This window comes from Cerasibacillus quisquiliarum, assembly GCF_014202495.1.
Lineage (GTDB): Bacteria > Bacillota > Bacilli > Bacillales > Amphibacillaceae > Cerasibacillus > Cerasibacillus quisquiliarum.
In genome coordinates, this window is sequence record NZ_JACHHA010000006.1 from 36,012 (window position 1) to 55,046 (window position 19,035).

The following is a 19,035-nucleotide window of genomic DNA, read 5'->3' on the forward strand; positions in this document are numbered from 1 at the left end:
TAGTGGAGTTGTGGATGAATCTGTGAAAAACTTATATCTTTTAAACAAGCTATCTCTTCAAATGAGATAGCTTGTTTCATTCTTGTTTACTTAAAATAAGCTTCGTTTCTTGCTTTTTTCCATCTCGGTAATATGTGATAACGACTTCGTCACCGACATTTTTTTCTTGGTATAATATTTTACGAAGTTGAATGATATCACTCACTTCTTCCCCATCTAAGGCGGTAATGACATCTAGACGATTTAATCCAGCACGATCAGCTGGTGAGAAGCGTTCTATACGCCATATATAAACACCGCCTTCTACTTCTTTAGGCAACTTTAATGTATCAACCCATTCCCTTCGTGGTACGTCGTCTAAAGAATAAATCTCAACACCGAGATATGGACGTGTTACGGTTCCTTTCGATTCTAACTCTTCCATAATCGGTACTGCGATATCAATCGGAATTGAAAAGCCAATCCCTTCCACAGCCGCTTCATTAATCTTCATCGAATTGATCCCTATTAATTGACCAGCCATATTAATCAGTGCACCACCGCTATTGCCAGGATTAATCGCGGCATCTGTTTGGATAACTTCAGCTTGCCAATCAGGGCGTCCATCTTGATTAAAATCTTGTGGAATCGTTCGTTGTTTACCACTAATTATTCCTTGCGTGACCGAACCTGCAAACATATGACCTAATGGGTTACCTACAGCAATGACAGGCTCCCCAACTTTAACTGATTCAGATGAGCCAATCTCAATAATATGAGTAATATACTTACGATCAACTCGTAATACAGCTAAATCAGAAAACAAATCACTTCCTAATAACTCTGCTCTAATGCTTGTATCATCATGCAAAATAATTTCAATTTCATCGGCTCCTTCAATGACATGATGATTAGTGACAATATAGCCGTATGTATCATCTTTTTTATAAATGACACCTGAACCTGTTCCTGCTTCACTTGTTTCTGATTGTGGATTCCAAAGGTTTCTTTGCATTTGTAAATTCGTTACACCTACAACAGTCGGTCCAACTTTTTCAACAATATCAGTGATTTGTGTTGTGACATCAAGCTTTACATTAGTCACAGGCGCATTCTGATCTGTCCTTCTGTCTATTGAAGAATCATTTACTGGCTTAAAAACAGTTGGCTTAACGATAGCAACTAATAAAATGCCAATCATTATTCCTAGTAATAATGGGGTGAGCCAGTTTCTTTTTCGTCTTCTTGGGTAAGCGTGGTCGTCATAGTAGCCCAAGTTGGTCACTCCTCTTTCTTATAAGAAATAAAATGATATATTCTATTATCGACAAAGCGGCTTTCATTCATACTTAGCCAACTCTATATAATGGTGTCGCTTGTTTTGGATCTGTGTCGTGGATCTCGATATCAATGCCACGTTCCTTTAATATTTGATCAACGGTCATTCGTGCTAAGTCTTTCATATTGTTTTCTTCACTTAAATGTGCTAAATAAATACGTTTTGTTCGGTTTGAAATAATATCTACTAAAGCTAATGCACTATCTTCATTAGAGATATGTCCAGAATCACCTAATATACGCTGTTTGACACTCCACGGATAACGACACATTCGTAACAATTCAACATCATGGTTAGCCTCGAATACATAGGCATCAGCATCCTCTATCGTTTTCTTAATACGTTCGGAAACATAACCTAAATCAGTGACTAAAGCCACTTTATTATTTCCTTGATGAAAGGTATAAAACATTGGTTCTATAGCATCATGGGATACACGAAATGACTCAACATCAATGTCCCCAAACGTCTTAACAGAGTAACTATCGAATATAAACTTTTGATCGACGGTTAATTTTCCAATTGAATTTTCCATCCTCTTCCACGTTTTTTCATTTGCATAGATTGGTAATTGATATTTTCTAGCGATTACTCCGAGACCTTTAATATGGTCACTATGTTCGTGAGTGACTAGAATGCCCGATATTTGGCTTGGATCAACATCAATTTCTGCAAATAATCGATCCATTTCTTTACCACTTAATCCTGCATCAACCAATAATTTTGTACGATCAGATTCTATATAAAACGCATTTCCTGTACTTCCAGAAGCTAATACACTAAAACGTAAACTCACTTTGTTTCACTCCGCTTTTTTAAATCTCTCATTTTACTCTCTAACATGTCTATAACAGTTGTTTTCCAAGTAACGTTCTTATTTGGTAAATTCATGCGATTTAATAAGTTTGATAATTGTTCTGCGAGAAAGTCTTCGTCACCACTCGGAAATACAACGCCCTCTGTTGCATTCACATAAAAACTTTTTTCCTTATTCACTGTAATTTTCCAAGTTGGTACGAAAACTTGTACGCCGTCTGATAATGGGACAGCTGTTTGATAACCGACCGTTAATTTATTAACCGTATCACCAGATGCAATCAATTGATTATTATAAAGTCTTCCCACCGCTTCTACCGGATGAATGAGTGGTTTTTTCTCACTATTTATTTCTGCTTTATCTAAGCGTGTTTGTGTATATAAAACAATTTTATTTTTATCATTTAAATAGAACACGATAATACCGCTTGGATTAAAATATACAGGACGACCATTTTTTATCGGGAAGAAATAGATGACATTTTTCTCTTTATTCCATTCGCCAAATCGATATTCATCCCCATATAAAATATAGGGGTGAATAATTTCTTGTAACTGTTCTTCCGTCACTTTATCTGGAAGATCAATAGGTTCCTTAAACTGTGATATGATGAGGTGATTTTCATTCATGACGACTGCTTCTTGATTAGGTAATTTGGCTAATCGGTTTCGATCTTCTTTAGTAAAAGCTTTTTGTCTTATTTTTATAAATGACTCTTCGACACGTTGTTCAGGTATGTTTTCAATTGTAATGTCGTCATCCTTTAGTTGCTGTTCTAACGTAATTTCTTCTCTTTCTAATAAACCGATATTGGCCGCTTGTTGCTTCTCAATAAATTGAAAGATTAAATAAATATCCAAGATCAAAAAGCAGAGGATAAATAATGTTTTTATTTGACTCCATTGCATCCTCAGCTCACCTCTTTATAAATAAGATCTTCATCAGACTGTATCTCAACCCAAGTATTGTTATACTTCATAAACCAAGCTGGTTCCAATGTAAAAATATAAGATGACCTATCTTGAAACTTTAAATGATAACCGATACGAATGTCCTGGATATCCTTCAAATTATACTGAGATTGATTAATGAGTTGAATAATCTTTTCTCCTGAAGGAAGTTCTGTCATTTCTTCAACGATTAAATCACTTATTTGAAATAGAGGCCGTTCATATTTAAATAAATCTTGTTTCCGTCTCTCCACTTCTATTGTAGTACGATTACTACCAAGAATAGGTTCACCGTTTTGATACATTAAAAAAGTAATCTTTTGATCAGCTGTATCAATTGACTCTAGATGGAATTCTCCTGTCCAACCTTTATGTTCATTAATATCAATAACTGTTCGTTCAATTAACTCTATCGAGTTAAGCGAATCTTTAACTTGTGTTTGGCTCGGATTTGTAAATTCCATATTGAGTCTTTGCGAATCAATTTGTAATTGTTGACGACCATCTGTATAATTTGCAATGTTTTCCTTCGTTAAGTTACGCGTTACAAGTGACGGATCGCTAAATAAAGCATTAATTAATTTATTCGGTGCTCGATTAAGGGCTTCAACATCTACACTGAATGATTTCTTTGCCTTTTTCACAGATCCGCTCGGTATATATATATACCAATCTGATTTTGCTTGAAATGGAATATATTCTTCAAGTGTCTTCTTATTTTCCATATAATTTAGAAGGAGTTCATATTTTTCCGCTTGTTGTATGGTTGCTGTCGCTTGTTGTTTCCCATCTATAGACATAAAATGTAATTTCAACATTGTTTGTTTTTTATCAAATGTCATAAATATGCGATTAAATGACCAACTTGGAAGATTTTTCAACCCCTTATCAAAAGTAAATAAACGAGGGACAATTGTCATTGGAAGAGGTGTTGGATAGCGAATTTCAATTTGGCGTTTATGTTTTGGCGGACCAGTTGAATCACCAGTTGAAAAATCATAAATCGTCCAACGCCCTATTTCCCGGTAAATATTTTTTAAATCATTCGCTTCTTGAAAACCGAAAAACTTACCCTGATCATGGAAAATGATTGTACTCGGAATGATAACATCTTCCAATGACAATGTATCACCAGCTAAGAAGAAGTCATCTTCTGGAACATACATCCGTTCCTCTTCAGCATAATGAACATCAAAACCAGGTTTATACGTCCAAATATTATAAGTCAGAATTAAACTTAATCCGACCAATATAAATAAAGCATATGATTTAATAACCTCAATTTTCATACGTATCCCTCCGCACTCGGCCCATTAAAGGCATTAAAGGGAGCGTAAAGTAAATCGTCGTTCCATTACCTTCACTACTTCTTGCCCAAATCCGTCCCTTATGTGCTTCAATCAACTCTTTCGAAATCGCTAATCCTAGACCACTTCCACCCAATTTACGACTTCGAGCTTGATCAGCTCGATAAAACCGTTCAAAAATCTTATCTATTTTTTCATAAGGAATCCCTACTCCTTGGTCAGAAATGCTGATGAGTAATTCTTGACGCTGTTGAACAACCTTTAATGTAACAACACCACCTTCTGGAGAGTATTTGATAGCATTTGAGATAAGATTATCTAAAACTTGCATCATTTTATCGCGATCAATCCAGACAAAGTATTTTCCGTTAGGGATTTTACGAACAAGGGTTATATGTTCAGGAATATTCATTTCAAAACGGTCAATGACATAATGGAAATAATTTGTAAAATTTGTCCGTTCCTTATCTAAATGGAAATCTTTATGATCCATTTTAGATAATTGTAACAAGTCATTTACCATCCGAATCATGCGCTCTGTCTCATTTTGAGTCACTTGTAAAAAGCGCGGCGCTACCTTTTCATCTTTCCAAGCTCCATCTGTTAGTGCTTCTAAGTAGCTGCGCATGGTCGTTAATGGCGTCCGTAATTCATGTGAAACGTTAGAAACAAATTCCCGACGTTCACGTTCCAAATTCTCTTCCTCTGTCACATCACTAAGCACTGTAATATATCCAGTGATTTGTTCTTGGTCATCTAATATCGTTGAGAAGGTCGCACGAATTAAAAAATCCATGTGCTCGTCACCAAAATCAATAATCATTGAATCACTTTCTGTTAATGATGTCATATCAAAATTCGTTTCATCGAGTTGTATCATACTTAATAATGATTGACCTTGACATTCTTCTGGACTTTTACCAATTAGAATACCAGCTGCTTTATTCATGAGCGTAATCGTACCGTGTTCATCAGTAGCAATCACACCGTCTGTCATATTCGATAAGACAAGACTCATTTTTCGACGCTCTTTTTCAATCATGGCGTATGAATAACGTAACTGATCAGTCATATCATTAAATGACATAGCTAGTTGCCCAATTTCATCTGTACCGTATACATTAACCTTTTGTGTGAAATCACCTTTAGCAATTGTCTGTGCTTGGCGACGCATTTCTTTAATTGGCTTTGTAATCGTTCGAGCAACGAGAATGCCTAATAACGCTGATACGATAATCGCTATGATTGAACCTTTAAAGAAAATATCGTTCACTTTCTGTAACTGGTTATAAACACCTTCCATCGATGCTTCTAAATAAATCACACCGGCAACTTGTCCATCTTTCCCTTGAATCGGGACGGCCTTAACAAAAACACGGCTTTCTGTTTTCGGATCAAATAATGTTCGATCTGGTGTTGAGCCATAGAGCGCTTTTTGGATTAATTCACGGGTTGACTTTTTTCCGATAATGTCATTACTATTGACAGTATTATTTGTACCAAGAACACGACTCTGGCTATTAACAACTTCTAATGTCGTCATATCTTTTGAATCAATGTCTGAGATGATTGTTTGTACTTCTTGTTGTAACGTGAACTCTTCTTCTCCTTTTGAACGATCCTTTTCAAAAGCTTTTTCTAGATTATATGTCAATAACTCAATCCGGTCATTGACACTCGATTTAAAGTTGGTTAATAGCTCTTTTTCCAACTGACTTGCAAAATAAGCACCGATCACTTGTACAGCCACGAGTAAAAGTAAAATGTAAATAATTGTAAATTTTAATTGGATGGAACGAAAACCAATCCTTTTCATGTAAACCGGCTCCTACTCAGGGTTCCTCATATAATAGCCTACCCCACGTCTTGTAATAATCCATGTCGGCTCACTAGGATCTTCTTCAATTTTTTCGCGAAGTCGACGTACCGTTACATCTACTGTCCGAACATCACCAAAATAATCATAACCCCATACCGTCTCCAAAAGGTGTTCACGTGTCATAACTTGTCCAACATGGCGGGCTAAATAATGTAATAATTCAAATTCACGATGTGTTAACTCGATTTCTTCTCCATCACGTGTCACTGTATAAGCATCTAAATGAATCATTAAGTTGCCAATTTCAATATCATTATTTTCCTCTTCTGTATTTGGAACATGTGCTTGTCGGCGTAAGTTGGCTTTAACACGAGCAATTAGTTCTCGATTACTAAACGGTTTGGTTACATAATCGTCTGCTCCTAGCTCTAGCCCTAATACTTTATCAATCTCCGCATCTTTAGCTGTTAACATAATAATTGGCATTGATTGTGTTTTTCTTATCTCACGGCATACTTCATTTCCATCTTTATTAGGTAACATAATATCAAGTAAAATGAGATCTGGTTTTTCATCTTTTGCCATTTGTATCGCTTCGTCCCCATCATAAGCACAAACGACATCATAACCTTCCTTTTCTAAGTTAAATTTCAATATATCTGCAATCGGTTGTTCGTCATCAACGACCAATATTTTTTGTGCCATAATTCCTTTCATTCCTTTCCCTAAACTTTTAGGTTTAATTATTTGAAAATTTTTTTTATTTAAACTTTTTAATCGTCCTTCTGTCTATTTTAACGCATTTTCAATAAAAAGTCTTATATGATTCATTACTATCATTATAACGAAAACTCCTTCCTATATGAAGTCTCGTTTCGTCTATGTTTTTTTGAAAATGGGAAAAAGGGCAATGCCGTGTTTAATGACACGATATTGCCCTTTATTTTAAACCTATAATTAATAAACGTCCCTTACGACAATCGTCTGTTTACGATCTGGACCGACTGAGAAGATTGATAACGGAATCTCTGTCAGTTCAGAAACACGTTTTAAATAATGTTGTGCATTTTCTGGTAGTTCTTCAAAACTTGTCACATTAGTGATGTCTTCTGTCCAACCAGGCATTTCTTCATAAACAGGTTCACATTCTGCTAACATAGACAAATTGGCAGGGAATTCTTTAATTATTTCCCCTTTATAGCGATACGCTACACAAATCTTCAATGTATCAATACCTGTTAAAACATCTAAAAGTGTCACAGATAAATCAGTAATACCACTAACGCGTCGTGTATGACGAACAGCAACACTATCAAACCAACCGACACGGCGTGGTCGACCAGTTGTTGTGCCATATTCACGCCCGACTTCTCGAATACGGTCGCCTATGTCATCATGAAGTTCTGTTATAAAAGGTCCATCACCGACACGGGTCGTATAAGCTTTCGTTACACCGACAACTCGTTCAATTTTGGTCGGTCCAACACCCGCACCAACAGTGACACCACCAGCACTTGGATTTGAAGACGTCACAAATGGATATGTCCCTTGATCGATATCAAGCATAACGCCTTGAGCACCTTCAAATAACACACGACGCCCTTCATCTAAGGCATTATTTAAAAGAAGCGATGTATCTGTTACATATTGTTTTATCTTTTGTCCGTAAGCATAATATTCATCAAAAATGTCATCAACAGAAACAGGCTCTGCATCATACAATTTCGTAAATAAACGGTTCTTTTCTTTGACATTTTGTTCAAGTTTTTTTCGGAAAGTATTAGCGTCTAATAAATCAGCTATCCGTATGCCTATGCGTGCCGCTTTATCAGTATATGCTGGACCAATTCCTTTTCTTGTTGTTCCAATTTTATTCGTACCTTTTTCTTCTTCTTGTAAAACGTCTAATTTAATATGATATGGTAAAATAACATGTGCACGATTGCTAATATAAAGATTATCCGTTGAAATGCCGTGGTCATGTATATAAGCTAATTCATCAAGAAATGCTTTTGGATCGATAACCATTCCATTACCTAGTACACATGTTTTTTCTTTATTAAAGATACCAGATGGGATCAAATGAAGCTTATATGTTACTCCATCGAACTTAATCGTATGTCCTGCATTATTACCACCTTGGTAACGAGCAACAACTTCTGCCTTTTCTGCTAAAAAGTCAGTGATTTTACCTTTTCCTTCATCGCCCCATTGCGTCCCGACTACAACTACTGAGGACATGGCGCACCTCCGTTAAGTTTGACTTTAAAAACGTTATTCATTATCACAAAGGCTAGTTTACCAATTATAGAGCATCAAGTCAATTAATAAGCGAACGTTTTATGCAATAATTCAATTATCGTTCGGAATTTAAAACAGCCCATTATGCTTGGGCTGTAGCTGGTGGAATTTGACTTTCATCATAACGATGATCTAAATCAACAAATTTATTATATTCTTTCACAAAAGCCAGTTCGACCGTGCCAACTGGACCGTTACGTTGCTTTGCAATAATGATTTCAATGATATTTTGTTTTTCTGATTCCTGATCATAATAATCATCACGATATAGGAAACCAACAATATCCGCATCTTGCTCAATACTTCCTGATTCACGTAAATCAGACATCATTGGACGTTTGTCTTGACGTTGTTCGACACCACGAGATAGTTGAGACAGAGCAATAACAGGAACTTCTAATTCTCTTGCTAAACCTTTTAATGAACGAGAAATTTCTGAGACTTCCTGCTGACGATTCTCTCTTGAATTCGGACTGCCTTGAATTAATTGTAAATAGTCAATAACAATCATACCAAGTCCGTGTTCCTGCTTAAGGCGACGGCATTTCGAACGAATCTCACTCACACGAATGCCTGATGAGTCATCGATAAAAATACCTGCATTTGATAATGATCCCATCGCCATTGTTAAGCGACCCCAATCTTCTGCTTCAAGCTGTCCATTACGTAGTCTTTGTGAGTCAATGTTTCCTTCTGCACATAGCATACGTTGAACGAGTTGATCAGCTCCCATCTCTAGACTAAAGATCGCTACGTTTTCATCGGTATTTACTGCTACATTTTGTGCAATATTTAAAGCAAAAGCAGTTTTACCGACTGATGGACGTGCTGCGATAATAATTAAATCATTGCGCTGAAAGCCGGATGTAATCCGATCAAGATCTCTATAGCCAGTTGGAATCCCTGTGACATCACTCTCACGATTATGCAGCTGTTCGATATTATCATATACTTCAATTAAAACATCTTTAATCGCTTTAAAGGAACCTGTATTTTGACGATTAGCAACTTCTAAGATTTCTCTTTCAGCTTGATTAAGCACCTCATCGACATCATCTTCATGTGTATACGATGTCGTAACGATATCCGTCGCTGCTCGGATCAGACGTCTAAGCAATGCTTTTTCTTCAACAATTTTACAATAATAACTAATATTAGCTGCTGTAGGTACACTACTTGCTATTTCTGTTAAATAAGAAACACCGCCTGCTTCATCCAAAATCTTACGGTCCTGTAATGCCGCTGTAACGGTTAATATATCAATCGGCTCACCACGGTCTGATAAGTTTAACATCACTTCAAAAATCCGCTGGTGACCCGCTCGATAAAAATCTTCTGGTTGGAGAATCTGTGAGGCTGTTGAAAAGGCTTCTGGTTCTAAAAAAATTGCCCCAATAACAGATTGCTCCGCTTCTATATTATGTGGTGGAATCCGATCGTTCATCATTTCACTCAACAGCCATACCTCCCTCTCCACAAGCAACTTTCACAAGATACGTTACTGTTCAACAACATGAACTTTTACAGTTCCTTGAACATCTGGGTGTAACTTAATTGGAACATTAACAACTCCGAGTGATTTAATGGGATCACTTAATTCGATTTTTCGACGATCTATTTTAAATCCATGTTCTTTCTTTAAAGCGTCAGCAATTTGTTTATTCGTAATCGATCCGAATAAACGACCACCTTCGCCTGACTTCGCTTTTAATTCAACCGTAATCTTTTCTAATGCTTTTTTAAGCTCTATCGCTTCCGCTTTTTCCTGTTTTGCTTGTTCATCTAACTTGCGCTTCTTAGCTTCTAATTGTTTTAAATTCCCTGGTGTCGCCTCTACTGCTAAGTTATTTTTAAATAAATAGTTACGCGCATAACCTGCAGATACCTTTTTTACATCACCTTTTTTTCCTTGACCTTTTACGTCTTTTAATAAAATGACTTTCATGATTCATTTCTCCCCTCTATATATTCATCAATAATTATTTTTAACTGTTTTTCAACTTCATCAACCGTTGTATGTTCTATCTGGGTAGCAGCATTCGTTAAATGACCACCACCACCTAATTTCTCCATGATTACTTGAACATTTATTTTACCAAGAGAACGGGCACTGACACCAATTTTTCCATCTTCACGTTCGGATATAACGAATGAAGCTGAAATATCACTCATCGTTAATAATGTATCAGCCGTTTGTGCAATTAATACAGATCCAAACGTCTGCCCTGGTACTGCTTTTGCAATAGCAATCGTTTCTCGATAAATCTCGGCAGTTTCAATTAAGCGGCTACGGTGAATGTACGATTCAAAGTCTTCCTTAAGAAACTTCTGTACCAATACTGTGTCGGCACCTTTAGAACGTAAATATGATGCTGCTGCAAACGTTCGCGAACCAGTCCTTAGCGTAAAGCTTTTCGTATCAACAACGATTCCTGCTAATAAAGCTGAAGCTTCAAGAATTGATAATTTTTTATCTTTCGGTTGATATTCAAACAACTCCGTCACTAATTCTGATGTTGATGATGCATATGGCTCCATATACACAAGTGTTGGGTTATCAATAAAATCTTCTGCACGTCGGTGATGATCAATGACAACTTTGTAATCTGTTTTGGATAATAGTGATTCGTCAGCTACCATTGACGGACGATGTGTATCTACGACAACGATTAAACTGTTCTGGGTGATTTTTTCATGGGCATCTTTTGGAGTGACGAAATATGACCATAAATCTTCATCTTCCTTAATGGCATCAAGTAGACGATACACTCCTGTATGCACATCTTCTGGATCAATAACAATATATCCCTTTCTTCCATTTGCACGCGCTATATGTAGTATCCCTATAGCAGAACCAATTGCGTCCATATCAGGGACTTGATGTCCCATTATAAAAACATAATCACTCGCTTTTACTAAACCTGTTAAAGCATGTGAAATCACACGAGCACGTACCATCGTACTCTTCTCTATCGGATTCGTCTTACCGCCGTAGAAACGTGCTTTACCTGTTTCATCTTTGATAGCGACTTGGTCCCCGCCTCTTCCAAGTGCTAAATTTAAACTCGAATGCGCCATTACACCAAGTTCAGGAAGTGATGGATGACCATAACCGATTCCGATACTGATTGTCAGTGGGACGTTTTGCATCGTGTCTATTTCTCGAACTTCATCTAAAATAGCAAACTTCGACTCTTCAAGCTCTGCTAATATTGCGTTTGTCCCGACAGCTAAAAATTGTTCTTGTGATGTACGCTTTAAATATAAACCGAACTGACGCGACCATTCATTTAAAACAGAAGTTACTTTTGAGTTCAGTTGACTTTTTAATGTATCGTCCATATTCCGTGTCAATTCATCGTAGTTATCTAAATAAATAATTGCTAAAACGGTATGTTCATTATTATATAATGTTTCAATCTTAAGTTGGTCCGTACGATCAATGACATATAATAGACGTTCTTCTTTACGGATGATCGCTTGAAAACCATGATCCTCATACTTAAATGTAACATCATCTTGATTTTCATTAATAGCTGGAATGAGCTTATCAGATATATCTTCAAGTGATTTCCCTATCATATCTGTTTCAAAATATTGATGCATATGTGGGTTCATCCATTCCACATCATAATCATCATTAAAAATAATCATTCCGATAGGCATATCTAATAAGACCTCTTCACCAACATCTTCGACATGATGTGACAAAGATGCAATATGTTGCTTTATTTCATTTTCATTTTTCTTCTCTTGTTTAATCGCAAGATATATAGCGACACTTAATAATAATGTCATAACTAATCCTAAGATAATAGATACATACCATATGATCCCAAGCATAATAAATGCGACCAAACTTAAACACAAGAGATGTAATCTTGATTTTATTTGATTGTTAAACATAGTAAATTCAACTCCTACAAAGAAAAACGCTTAGCGCGTCTTTCATGAGTAAGGACCAGAGTGAATGCCCTGGAATGTCATTATATTTTTACATCTATTCGCTCACGTAAGCGAAAGCCTAAATCAATTATACCTAAAATCCTTACTAAAGGAATAAGAAACGGTGATAGAAGAACGATGAATATCGTAACAATAATTGGTAATGTCTTCGATATCTTTTTCTTATAAGCGAAGAAAAAGATAAATGAAACACCTTGGATTGTCATAAAAAAGCCAAGCAGGTTCATAACATTTTGCGTACTAATCGCCACATAACCTTCTGGATCTAAATTCATAAAACTAATGAGCATTGCGATGAAATATAACCAAATAATTGTAACTGGAAATGATAATTGGCGAAATGGTGGGAAACGAAACGTCTTTTTTTCCAAGAGATTTATCACTTTATAACCAATCCATTGACTTAAAAACGCCATAAACAAAGCACCAATAACTAACAGCATTGGAAACAAGTTCATGATCAACGGTAATTGCTTTTCAAATAATTTCATCTGTTCGTCAACATCGGTCCCCATGCTAAATTGCTTAAAGAAATGTTTCGTCTGATCAAATGATTGTTGAATCATCTGTTCATAAACTTGCATTAAATTAATGTCCATCACGAATTGTGTAAAAACATACGTAAATAAAAATCCGAAAATAAAACCGACCGTTCCTCTTGCCCATGTTTCATATGGTGTTAATTGTTGATGCATCGCAATCCCTATCATCATACCACCAAGTCCTGGAATAATGGCCAATGGTAAAGAAATAAATGTCGCAAAAAGGATCGTTAATAAACTAATAACGACTAATAATAGGAGGGAAGGACGCCAATTATAACGATAAGCATAAATTATAAACGGAATAGGTAGTAAAACACTCGCAATGAGTGAAACAAACGGTATAAATGCCGCAATCAAAACCAACACAATAAATACGCCAGCCATGAGTACTCCGTCTGTTAGTTGCTTTGATTGATTCATTATTTGCACCTCTTCATCAATCGACTAATCATTATTGCTATTATCATATGATAACATGATTTGATTAAATATGGCACTTAGAAGTGGTTTTGTTAAATATTTATTGTCTGTTTTTTACAATTTTTTAACTAAAGCAACTATATATTTAAACCACTATATACCTTTCACCCTAGCATAATACTCCAGATTCTTATGTATTTCATATATAATTAAAAGTGATTGCAATATTATAAGTCCTTACATGTTTATGTTTTTCATCACATCTTGATAGAAATGTCGCCTAGATTTATAACAACAGAAGAAAAAAATTAGCTAATTAACTTAAGGAAGACTCATTACAACTAATAAAGGATGGACATGATGATATTTTGGCAAGCTTTTATACATAGTCTAAAACTACCAAAAAAACATTCAGTTTTTCAATTGAATCGTGTAGGAATGGACATCGTTGTTTTTTATCTCTTTATTTTGATTGGAATCGTTTCATTACCTACTCTAATTGAGTTTCTATTTGACAATAATGGGTTAACTGCACATATGAATATTGTGTTTAAACTCATTTACTTCTTTATCTTTTCCTATCTACCATTAACGATTATAGTCTTTTTGTTATTGTCTCTTATTGCATACATAGGACTTGGGATGACACGTTTTCTCAAACGAAAATTGCACTACTCTATTTTATGGAAGATGAGCGCTTTTATCTCTACAATTCCTTTTTTACTTTATACATTTATCAGTTTATTTCATCCATTAGATGATCGCTGGTTATTTATATTAATTCCATATACACTTTTCTTTTTAGTGAAAATTATAACAATCTATCCAAAAAGAGCGACATAAGAGCAATCCGAAATACACGATTATGAGTCATAAATGATTTGACCTATATCATCTATTTCATATTGAAGCCGTCATATTTTTCCTAAAACGTTGATTACCTCACAATCGAACGGTTAAGTCTAATGTTTTATATTTTTTGTTATGGCGAGAACATTATTAAATATATTTTATTTTTAACTAGGAGGAATCATATGAAACGATGTCGCATAGTCTTTCCACTATTAATAGCCATTATCTTACTATCTAGTTGTGGAATAACAGATAACAAACAAACAAACGAAATAAAAGAAAAAGCTACATTAACTATTTCCGCTGCGATTAGTCTAACCGATGCTCTTGAAGAAATGAAACCTATTTTTGAAAAAGAACACGATGTTGAATTAACATTTAATTTAGGCGGTTCCGGAAAACTAGCCCAACAAATTCAACAAGGCGCACCTGTTGATGTCTTTATCTCTGCGAATCAAGATTGGATGGACATACTAGAACATGAAAAACTTATTCAATCGGATACGAGAAAAGATATAACCGGTAATAAGATTGCGTTCATCTCCTCTAAGAAAACGAATTTATCAATTGATTCATTAGAAGAAATTGATCAACTTGATTCGGTTAAACAAATTGCCGTTGGAAACCCTGAAACGGTTCCAGCTGGAAAGTATACCGAACAATTTCTAACGTCATTAAATAAATGGGATGAATTACAAGATAAATTAATTTTAGCTAAGGATGTGCGCCAAGTGTTAACATACGTTGAAACAGGCAATGCTGACGTCGGATTTGTTTATGAAAGTGATGCGAAAACATCTAATCAAGTTAACATTTTATTCACTGCTGACACAACACTGCATGATCCAATCGTTTATCCAGCTGCTGTTATGAGCGATACAGAACATGAAGATTTAGCTAAAGATTTTTTACGTTTTCTTGAAAGTGATCAAGCTCAAGACATTTTAAAATCATATGGATTTAATAAATAGTTAGGTGTTATTTATGGATGAAATGAATTTATCGCCACTTTGGTTATCTTTTAAAACAGCCATCATAGCAACTATTATTGTCTTTATCGTTGCTGTCTTTTTAGCACGTGTTTTATCAAGACGGTCATTTCCCGGTAAAAGTGTCATAGAAGCGATTTTTCTATTACCACTTGTTTTACCTCCAACAGTTGTCGGATTCGGCTTACTCATCTTATTCGGTAAAAATGGTCCAATTGGAAAAGTCCTTATCGAGTGGTTTAATATACAAATTGTCTTCTCGTGGTATGCGGTCATTATTGCTGCGATTGTCGTCTCTTTTCCTCTTATGTACCAAAGTGCTTCTGCAGCATTTCAAGGATATGATGCTCATTTGGAATATGCCGCTTATACGATGGGCGCTTCTAAATGGCGCGTGTTTTGGACCATCTCCTTTCCTTTAGCCTGGCCTGGTTTATTAGCTGGGCTTGTGCTCACATTCGCTAGAGCGTTAGGTGAATTTGGTGCGACATTAATGTTAGCTGGTTATATCCCTGGTATAACTGATACGATTCCACTAGCTATCTATTTTGCTGTAGAATCTGGAAATATGAAAATGGCTACCTTTTGGGTAATTATTATTGTTGTTCTCGGATTCAGTGCGATACTCTGGCTAAACTGGTGGAGTAAACGACATATGATGGACCATTCTAATAACAAGAAGGCATGAGGAGAGAATCATCATGTTAGATATCAATATTTATAAAAAGCTTTCTCATTTCGACTTACACGTCCAGTTAAAAGCACAACAAGAACGCATTGTCCTATTCGGACCATCTGGTTCAGGAAAAACAACGGTGTTAAACTGTATTGCCGGTATTTTACATCCTGATGAAGGACATATTCGATTAAAAGAGCAAACGTTCTTTGACTCAAATGATAAAAGAAAGAAGCCAACCCCTATTCAAAAGAGAAAAATTGGATACCTTTTTCAAGATTATGCCCTTTTTCCCCATATGACAGTAGAGCAAAATATTGCATATGGAATGAAAGATCCAGCGATTGTAAAAGAATTATTAGATGTGGTCGGTATTAAGCATTTATTAAAAACTTATCCTAGTAACATATCCGGCGGTGAGAAACAACGCGTCGCATTAGTGCGAGCACTCGCCACAAAGCCAAATGCATTACTTTTAGATGAGCCATTTTCTGCTTTAGACGATCAAACACGTTGCGAATGTCAAGATGAGCTCTTACGTATTCATAATATGTGGAGAATACCGATGATTATTGTGACACATCATTTAGGAGAAGCTAGAAAGTTAGGACAGCGAATTTTAAAAATAAATGATGGAACACTTATACAGGAATGAAAGTAGCTAAAGACAAACATATAAAAAGCCCACTAGATCTGATGACTAGCGAGCTTTTATGATTGATTACTCAGATACATATGGTAAAAGTGCCATTTGACGTGCACGTTTAATTGCCTTTGTTAATTTACGTTGATATTTAGCAGATGTACCTGTTACACGACGTGGAAGAATTTTTCCACGTTCAGAAATAAAACGTCTTAACAGATCAACATCTTTGTAATCGATATGTGTGATACCATTTGATGTAAAGTAACACACTTTACGACGTCTACCACGACCACCACGACGAGCTGCCATATATATCCCTCCTTTTATTTATCGTTTACGTTCTTTTTATATACACTAGAATGGCAAATCATCATCAGAAATATCAATTGGTTCTCCACTATCTTTGAAGATATTATCGTCCATTCTATTTTGGTTATTTTGATTCATTTGGTTGTTCTGATTCGGTTGTTGTTGGAAACCTGAACCAGCACTTGGTGAGTAAGCATCCTGACTACCTCTACCTTGTGACGAGCGTGATTCTAAAAATTGGACACTATCAGCTACGACTTCGGTAACATAGACCATTTTCCCATCTTGTCCTTCATAACTACGTGTTTGAATCCGACCATCTACACCAATTAGATTTCCTTTTTTCATATAATTAGCGAGATTTTCAGCTGGACGGCGCCAAACGACGCAATTAATGAAATCTGCTTCACGTTCTCCTTGTTGGTTTGTAAAAGGTCGATTACAAGCCACAGTAAAATTAGAAACGGCTACTCCACTTGCTGTATAACGTAATTCAGGATCCCTCGTTAATCTGCCGACAAGTACGACACGATTTAACATCAGAACCACCCCTTTTTATTATTGGTCATCATCGCGAACTACGATGTGACGAACAATATCATCTGAATACTTCGCTAAGCGACTGAATTCATTAACTGCATTCTCATCACTTTTGAAGTTTACAACGACATAGTATCCATCACGGTAGTTGTCAATTTCATATGCAAAACGTCTTTTGCCCATTTCATTAACCTTTTCGATTTCCGCACCACGATCTTTTAAAATCGTATTGAAACGCTCAATCAAGTCTTTTTGCGCTTCCTCTTCGATATCTGGGCGGATGATGTACATAATTTCGTATTTTCTCATCCGTTACACCTCCTTTTGGTCTTTACGGCCCTTATATAACATAAGAGCAAGGAGTAATCCAATATAAAATTCAATTACTCACGATAGTTAATTATAGCAAAAAAAAATTTGTTATACAACCATTATTAATAGATCCACGTTATGTTATACATTAAAGCGAAAATGAATAATATCGCCGTCTTGGACAATGTAATCTTTTCCTTCTAAACGAACTTTTCCATTTTCTCTTGCTTGCGTCATAGAACCTGCTTCCACCAAATCGTCATAAGATACAGTTTCCGCCCGAATAAAGCCTTTTTCAAAATCTGTATGAATAATACCTGCTGCTTGAGGTGCTTTCATACCTTTTCTAAACGTCCATGCACGAACTTCTTGTTCTCCTGCTGTAAAGTATGTGCCTAACCCTAAAAGCGAGTATGACGCTTTAATCAGTTGGTCCAGACCTGACTCTTGAATACCTAGCTCACTTAAAAACATTGTTTTTTCTTCTTGATCTAACTCAGAAATTTCTTCCTCAATTCTCGCACTGATGACGATGACTTCTGAGTCTTCTTTCGCTGCATATTCTTTTACTTTTTTTACATGTTCATTCGCTTCAGGTTCAACAATGTCATCTTCACTCACATTAGCTACATAGAGCATTGGTTTTGACGTTAATAAATGAAGACCTTTTACGATTTTCATTTGATCTTCGTTAAAATCTATTGATCGTGCGGGCTTTTCATTTTCAAAAGCCTCTTTTAACTTAGTAAGCACTTCATATTCCATAACTGCTTCTTTATCTTTTTGTTTGGCTAATTTCTCTACACGTTGATAACGTTTATTAACGGTTTCTAAATCAGCCAAAATTAATTCTAAATTAATGATTTCTATATCATCAATTGGATTAATTGCACCAGATACGTGTGTAATATTTTCATCGTCAAAACATCTTACGACTTGGCAAATCGCATCAACTTGCCTAATATGGGATAAAAACTGATTACCTAGCCCTTCTCCCTTACTAGCCCCTTTAACAATTCCTGCAATATCTGTAAATTCAAAAGCTGTTGGTACAGTTTTTTTCGGTTTAACTAATGTTGTTAAATGATTTAAACGTTCGTCTGGGACTTCCACTATACCTACATTTGGATCAATCGTACAAAATGGATAGTTTGCTGATTCTGCTCCTGCCTGTGTTATCGCATTAAATAATGTAGACTTTCCTACGTTTGGTAGTCCGACAATTCCTGCTGTCAAAGACATACAACTTTCACTCCTTAAGGATTCCA

At 35.8% G+C, this 19,035-nt stretch carries 19 protein-coding genes; 4 read left to right on the plus strand and 15 right to left on the minus strand.

The window, feature by feature from the left end; all coding sequences use genetic code 11:
* Window positions 1-76: 76 nt before the first annotated feature.
* The 11 genes from HNQ35_RS08380 to HNQ35_RS08430 all read right to left on the minus strand — a co-directional run bounded on the left by HNQ35_RS08380 (window position 77) and on the right by HNQ35_RS08430 (window position 13,443).
* Window positions 77-1,255, minus strand: coding sequence for a S1C family serine protease (locus HNQ35_RS08380; RefSeq protein ID WP_146937165.1), 1,179 nt, complete (start codon window positions 1,253-1,255; stop codon window positions 77-79).
* A 73-nt stretch (window positions 1,256-1,328) separates the two neighbouring features.
* Window positions 1,329-2,114: an MBL fold metallo-hydrolase gene (locus HNQ35_RS08385; protein WP_146937167.1), complete on the minus strand. Its 786-nt coding sequence runs from the start codon at window positions 2,112-2,114 to the stop codon at window positions 1,329-1,331.
* A complete protein-coding gene (locus HNQ35_RS08390; RefSeq protein WP_146937169.1) occupies window positions 2,111-3,043 on the minus strand; it encodes a two-component system regulatory protein YycI in 933 nt (310 codons plus the stop codon). The genes HNQ35_RS08385 and HNQ35_RS08390 overlap by 4 nt, the downstream gene beginning before the upstream one ends.
* A 2-nt stretch (window positions 3,044-3,045) precedes the next feature.
* A complete protein-coding gene (locus HNQ35_RS08395; RefSeq protein WP_146937171.1) occupies window positions 3,046-4,374 on the minus strand; it encodes a YycH family regulatory protein in 1,329 nt (442 codons plus the stop codon).
* The gene (gene walK / locus HNQ35_RS08400; RefSeq protein ID WP_146937173.1) at window positions 4,364-6,208 is read right to left on the minus strand and encodes a cell wall metabolism sensor histidine kinase WalK; all 1,845 of its coding nucleotides are present in this window, start codon (window positions 6,206-6,208) and stop codon (window positions 4,364-4,366) included. Before walK ends, HNQ35_RS08395 begins: the two co-directional genes overlap by 11 nt.
* 12 nt (window positions 6,209-6,220) lie before the next feature.
* Entirely contained in the window at window positions 6,221-6,916 is a 696-nt protein-coding gene (gene yycF / locus HNQ35_RS08405) for a response regulator YycF (RefSeq protein WP_146937175.1), read from the minus strand.
* A 252-nt stretch (window positions 6,917-7,168) separates the two neighbouring features.
* The gene (locus HNQ35_RS08410; RefSeq protein ID WP_146937177.1) at window positions 7,169-8,452 is read right to left on the minus strand and encodes an adenylosuccinate synthase; all 1,284 of its coding nucleotides are present in this window, start codon (window positions 8,450-8,452) and stop codon (window positions 7,169-7,171) included.
* A 142-nt stretch (window positions 8,453-8,594) separates the two neighbouring features.
* On the minus strand, window positions 8,595-9,968 hold the full coding sequence (gene dnaB, locus HNQ35_RS08415; RefSeq protein WP_146937179.1) for a replicative DNA helicase: 1,374 nt from the start codon (window positions 9,966-9,968) through the stop codon (window positions 8,595-8,597).
* Window positions 9,969-10,010: 42 nt separating this feature from the next.
* Window positions 10,011-10,457, minus strand: coding sequence for a 50S ribosomal protein L9 (gene rplI, locus HNQ35_RS08420; protein ID WP_146937181.1), 447 nt, complete (start codon window positions 10,455-10,457; stop codon window positions 10,011-10,013).
* On the minus strand, window positions 10,454-12,418 hold the full coding sequence (locus HNQ35_RS08425; RefSeq protein ID WP_146937183.1) for a DHH family phosphoesterase: 1,965 nt from the start codon (window positions 12,416-12,418) through the stop codon (window positions 10,454-10,456). The genes rplI and HNQ35_RS08425 overlap by 4 nt, the downstream gene beginning before the upstream one ends.
* An 80-nt stretch (window positions 12,419-12,498) precedes the next feature.
* The gene (locus tag HNQ35_RS08430; RefSeq protein WP_146937185.1) at window positions 12,499-13,443 is read right to left on the minus strand and encodes a YybS family protein; all 945 of its coding nucleotides are present in this window, start codon (window positions 13,441-13,443) and stop codon (window positions 12,499-12,501) included.
* Between the two features lie 360 nt (window positions 13,444-13,803).
* On the opposite strand from HNQ35_RS08430, the gene HNQ35_RS08435 reads away from it, so the two are divergent.
* The 4 genes from HNQ35_RS08435 (at window position 13,804) to HNQ35_RS08450 (ending at window position 16,615) form a co-directional block, all read left to right on the plus strand.
* Window positions 13,804-14,286 (plus strand): DUF1189 family protein, encoded by a 483-nt coding sequence (locus HNQ35_RS08435; protein WP_146937187.1) that lies wholly within the window; start codon window positions 13,804-13,806, stop codon window positions 14,284-14,286.
* Window positions 14,287-14,477: 191 nt separating this feature from the next.
* Window positions 14,478-15,266, plus strand: coding sequence for a molybdate ABC transporter substrate-binding protein (modA, locus tag HNQ35_RS08440; RefSeq protein ID WP_146937189.1), 789 nt, complete (start codon window positions 14,478-14,480; stop codon window positions 15,264-15,266).
* Between the two features lie 22 nt (window positions 15,267-15,288).
* Window positions 15,289-15,972 (plus strand): molybdate ABC transporter permease subunit, encoded by a 684-nt coding sequence (gene modB / locus HNQ35_RS08445; protein ID WP_146937367.1) that lies wholly within the window; start codon window positions 15,289-15,291, stop codon window positions 15,970-15,972.
* A gap of 13 nt (window positions 15,973-15,985) precedes the next feature.
* Window positions 15,986-16,615 (plus strand): ATP-binding cassette domain-containing protein, encoded by a 630-nt coding sequence (locus HNQ35_RS08450; protein ID WP_146937191.1) that lies wholly within the window; start codon window positions 15,986-15,988, stop codon window positions 16,613-16,615.
* A 66-nt stretch (window positions 16,616-16,681) separates the two neighbouring features.
* Here the strand turns inward: HNQ35_RS08450 and rpsR are convergent, their stop codons facing one another.
* The 4 genes from rpsR to ychF form a co-directional block, all read right to left on the minus strand.
* Window positions 16,682-16,915, minus strand: coding sequence for a 30S ribosomal protein S18 (rpsR, locus tag HNQ35_RS08455; protein WP_146937193.1), 234 nt, complete (start codon window positions 16,913-16,915; stop codon window positions 16,682-16,684).
* A gap of 45 nt (window positions 16,916-16,960) precedes the next feature.
* Complete coding sequence (gene ssb / locus HNQ35_RS08460; RefSeq protein WP_146937195.1) at window positions 16,961-17,455, minus strand: single-stranded DNA-binding protein; 495 nt, start codon at window positions 17,453-17,455, stop codon at window positions 16,961-16,963.
* 18 nt (window positions 17,456-17,473) lie between these two features.
* Window positions 17,474-17,764: a 30S ribosomal protein S6 gene (gene rpsF / locus HNQ35_RS08465; RefSeq protein WP_146937197.1), complete on the minus strand. Its 291-nt coding sequence runs from the start codon at window positions 17,762-17,764 to the stop codon at window positions 17,474-17,476.
* 144 nt (window positions 17,765-17,908) lie between these two features.
* Entirely contained in the window at window positions 17,909-19,009 is a 1,101-nt protein-coding gene (gene ychF, locus HNQ35_RS08470) for a redox-regulated ATPase YchF (RefSeq protein ID WP_146937199.1), read from the minus strand.
* Window positions 19,010-19,035: the final 26 nt, after the last annotated feature.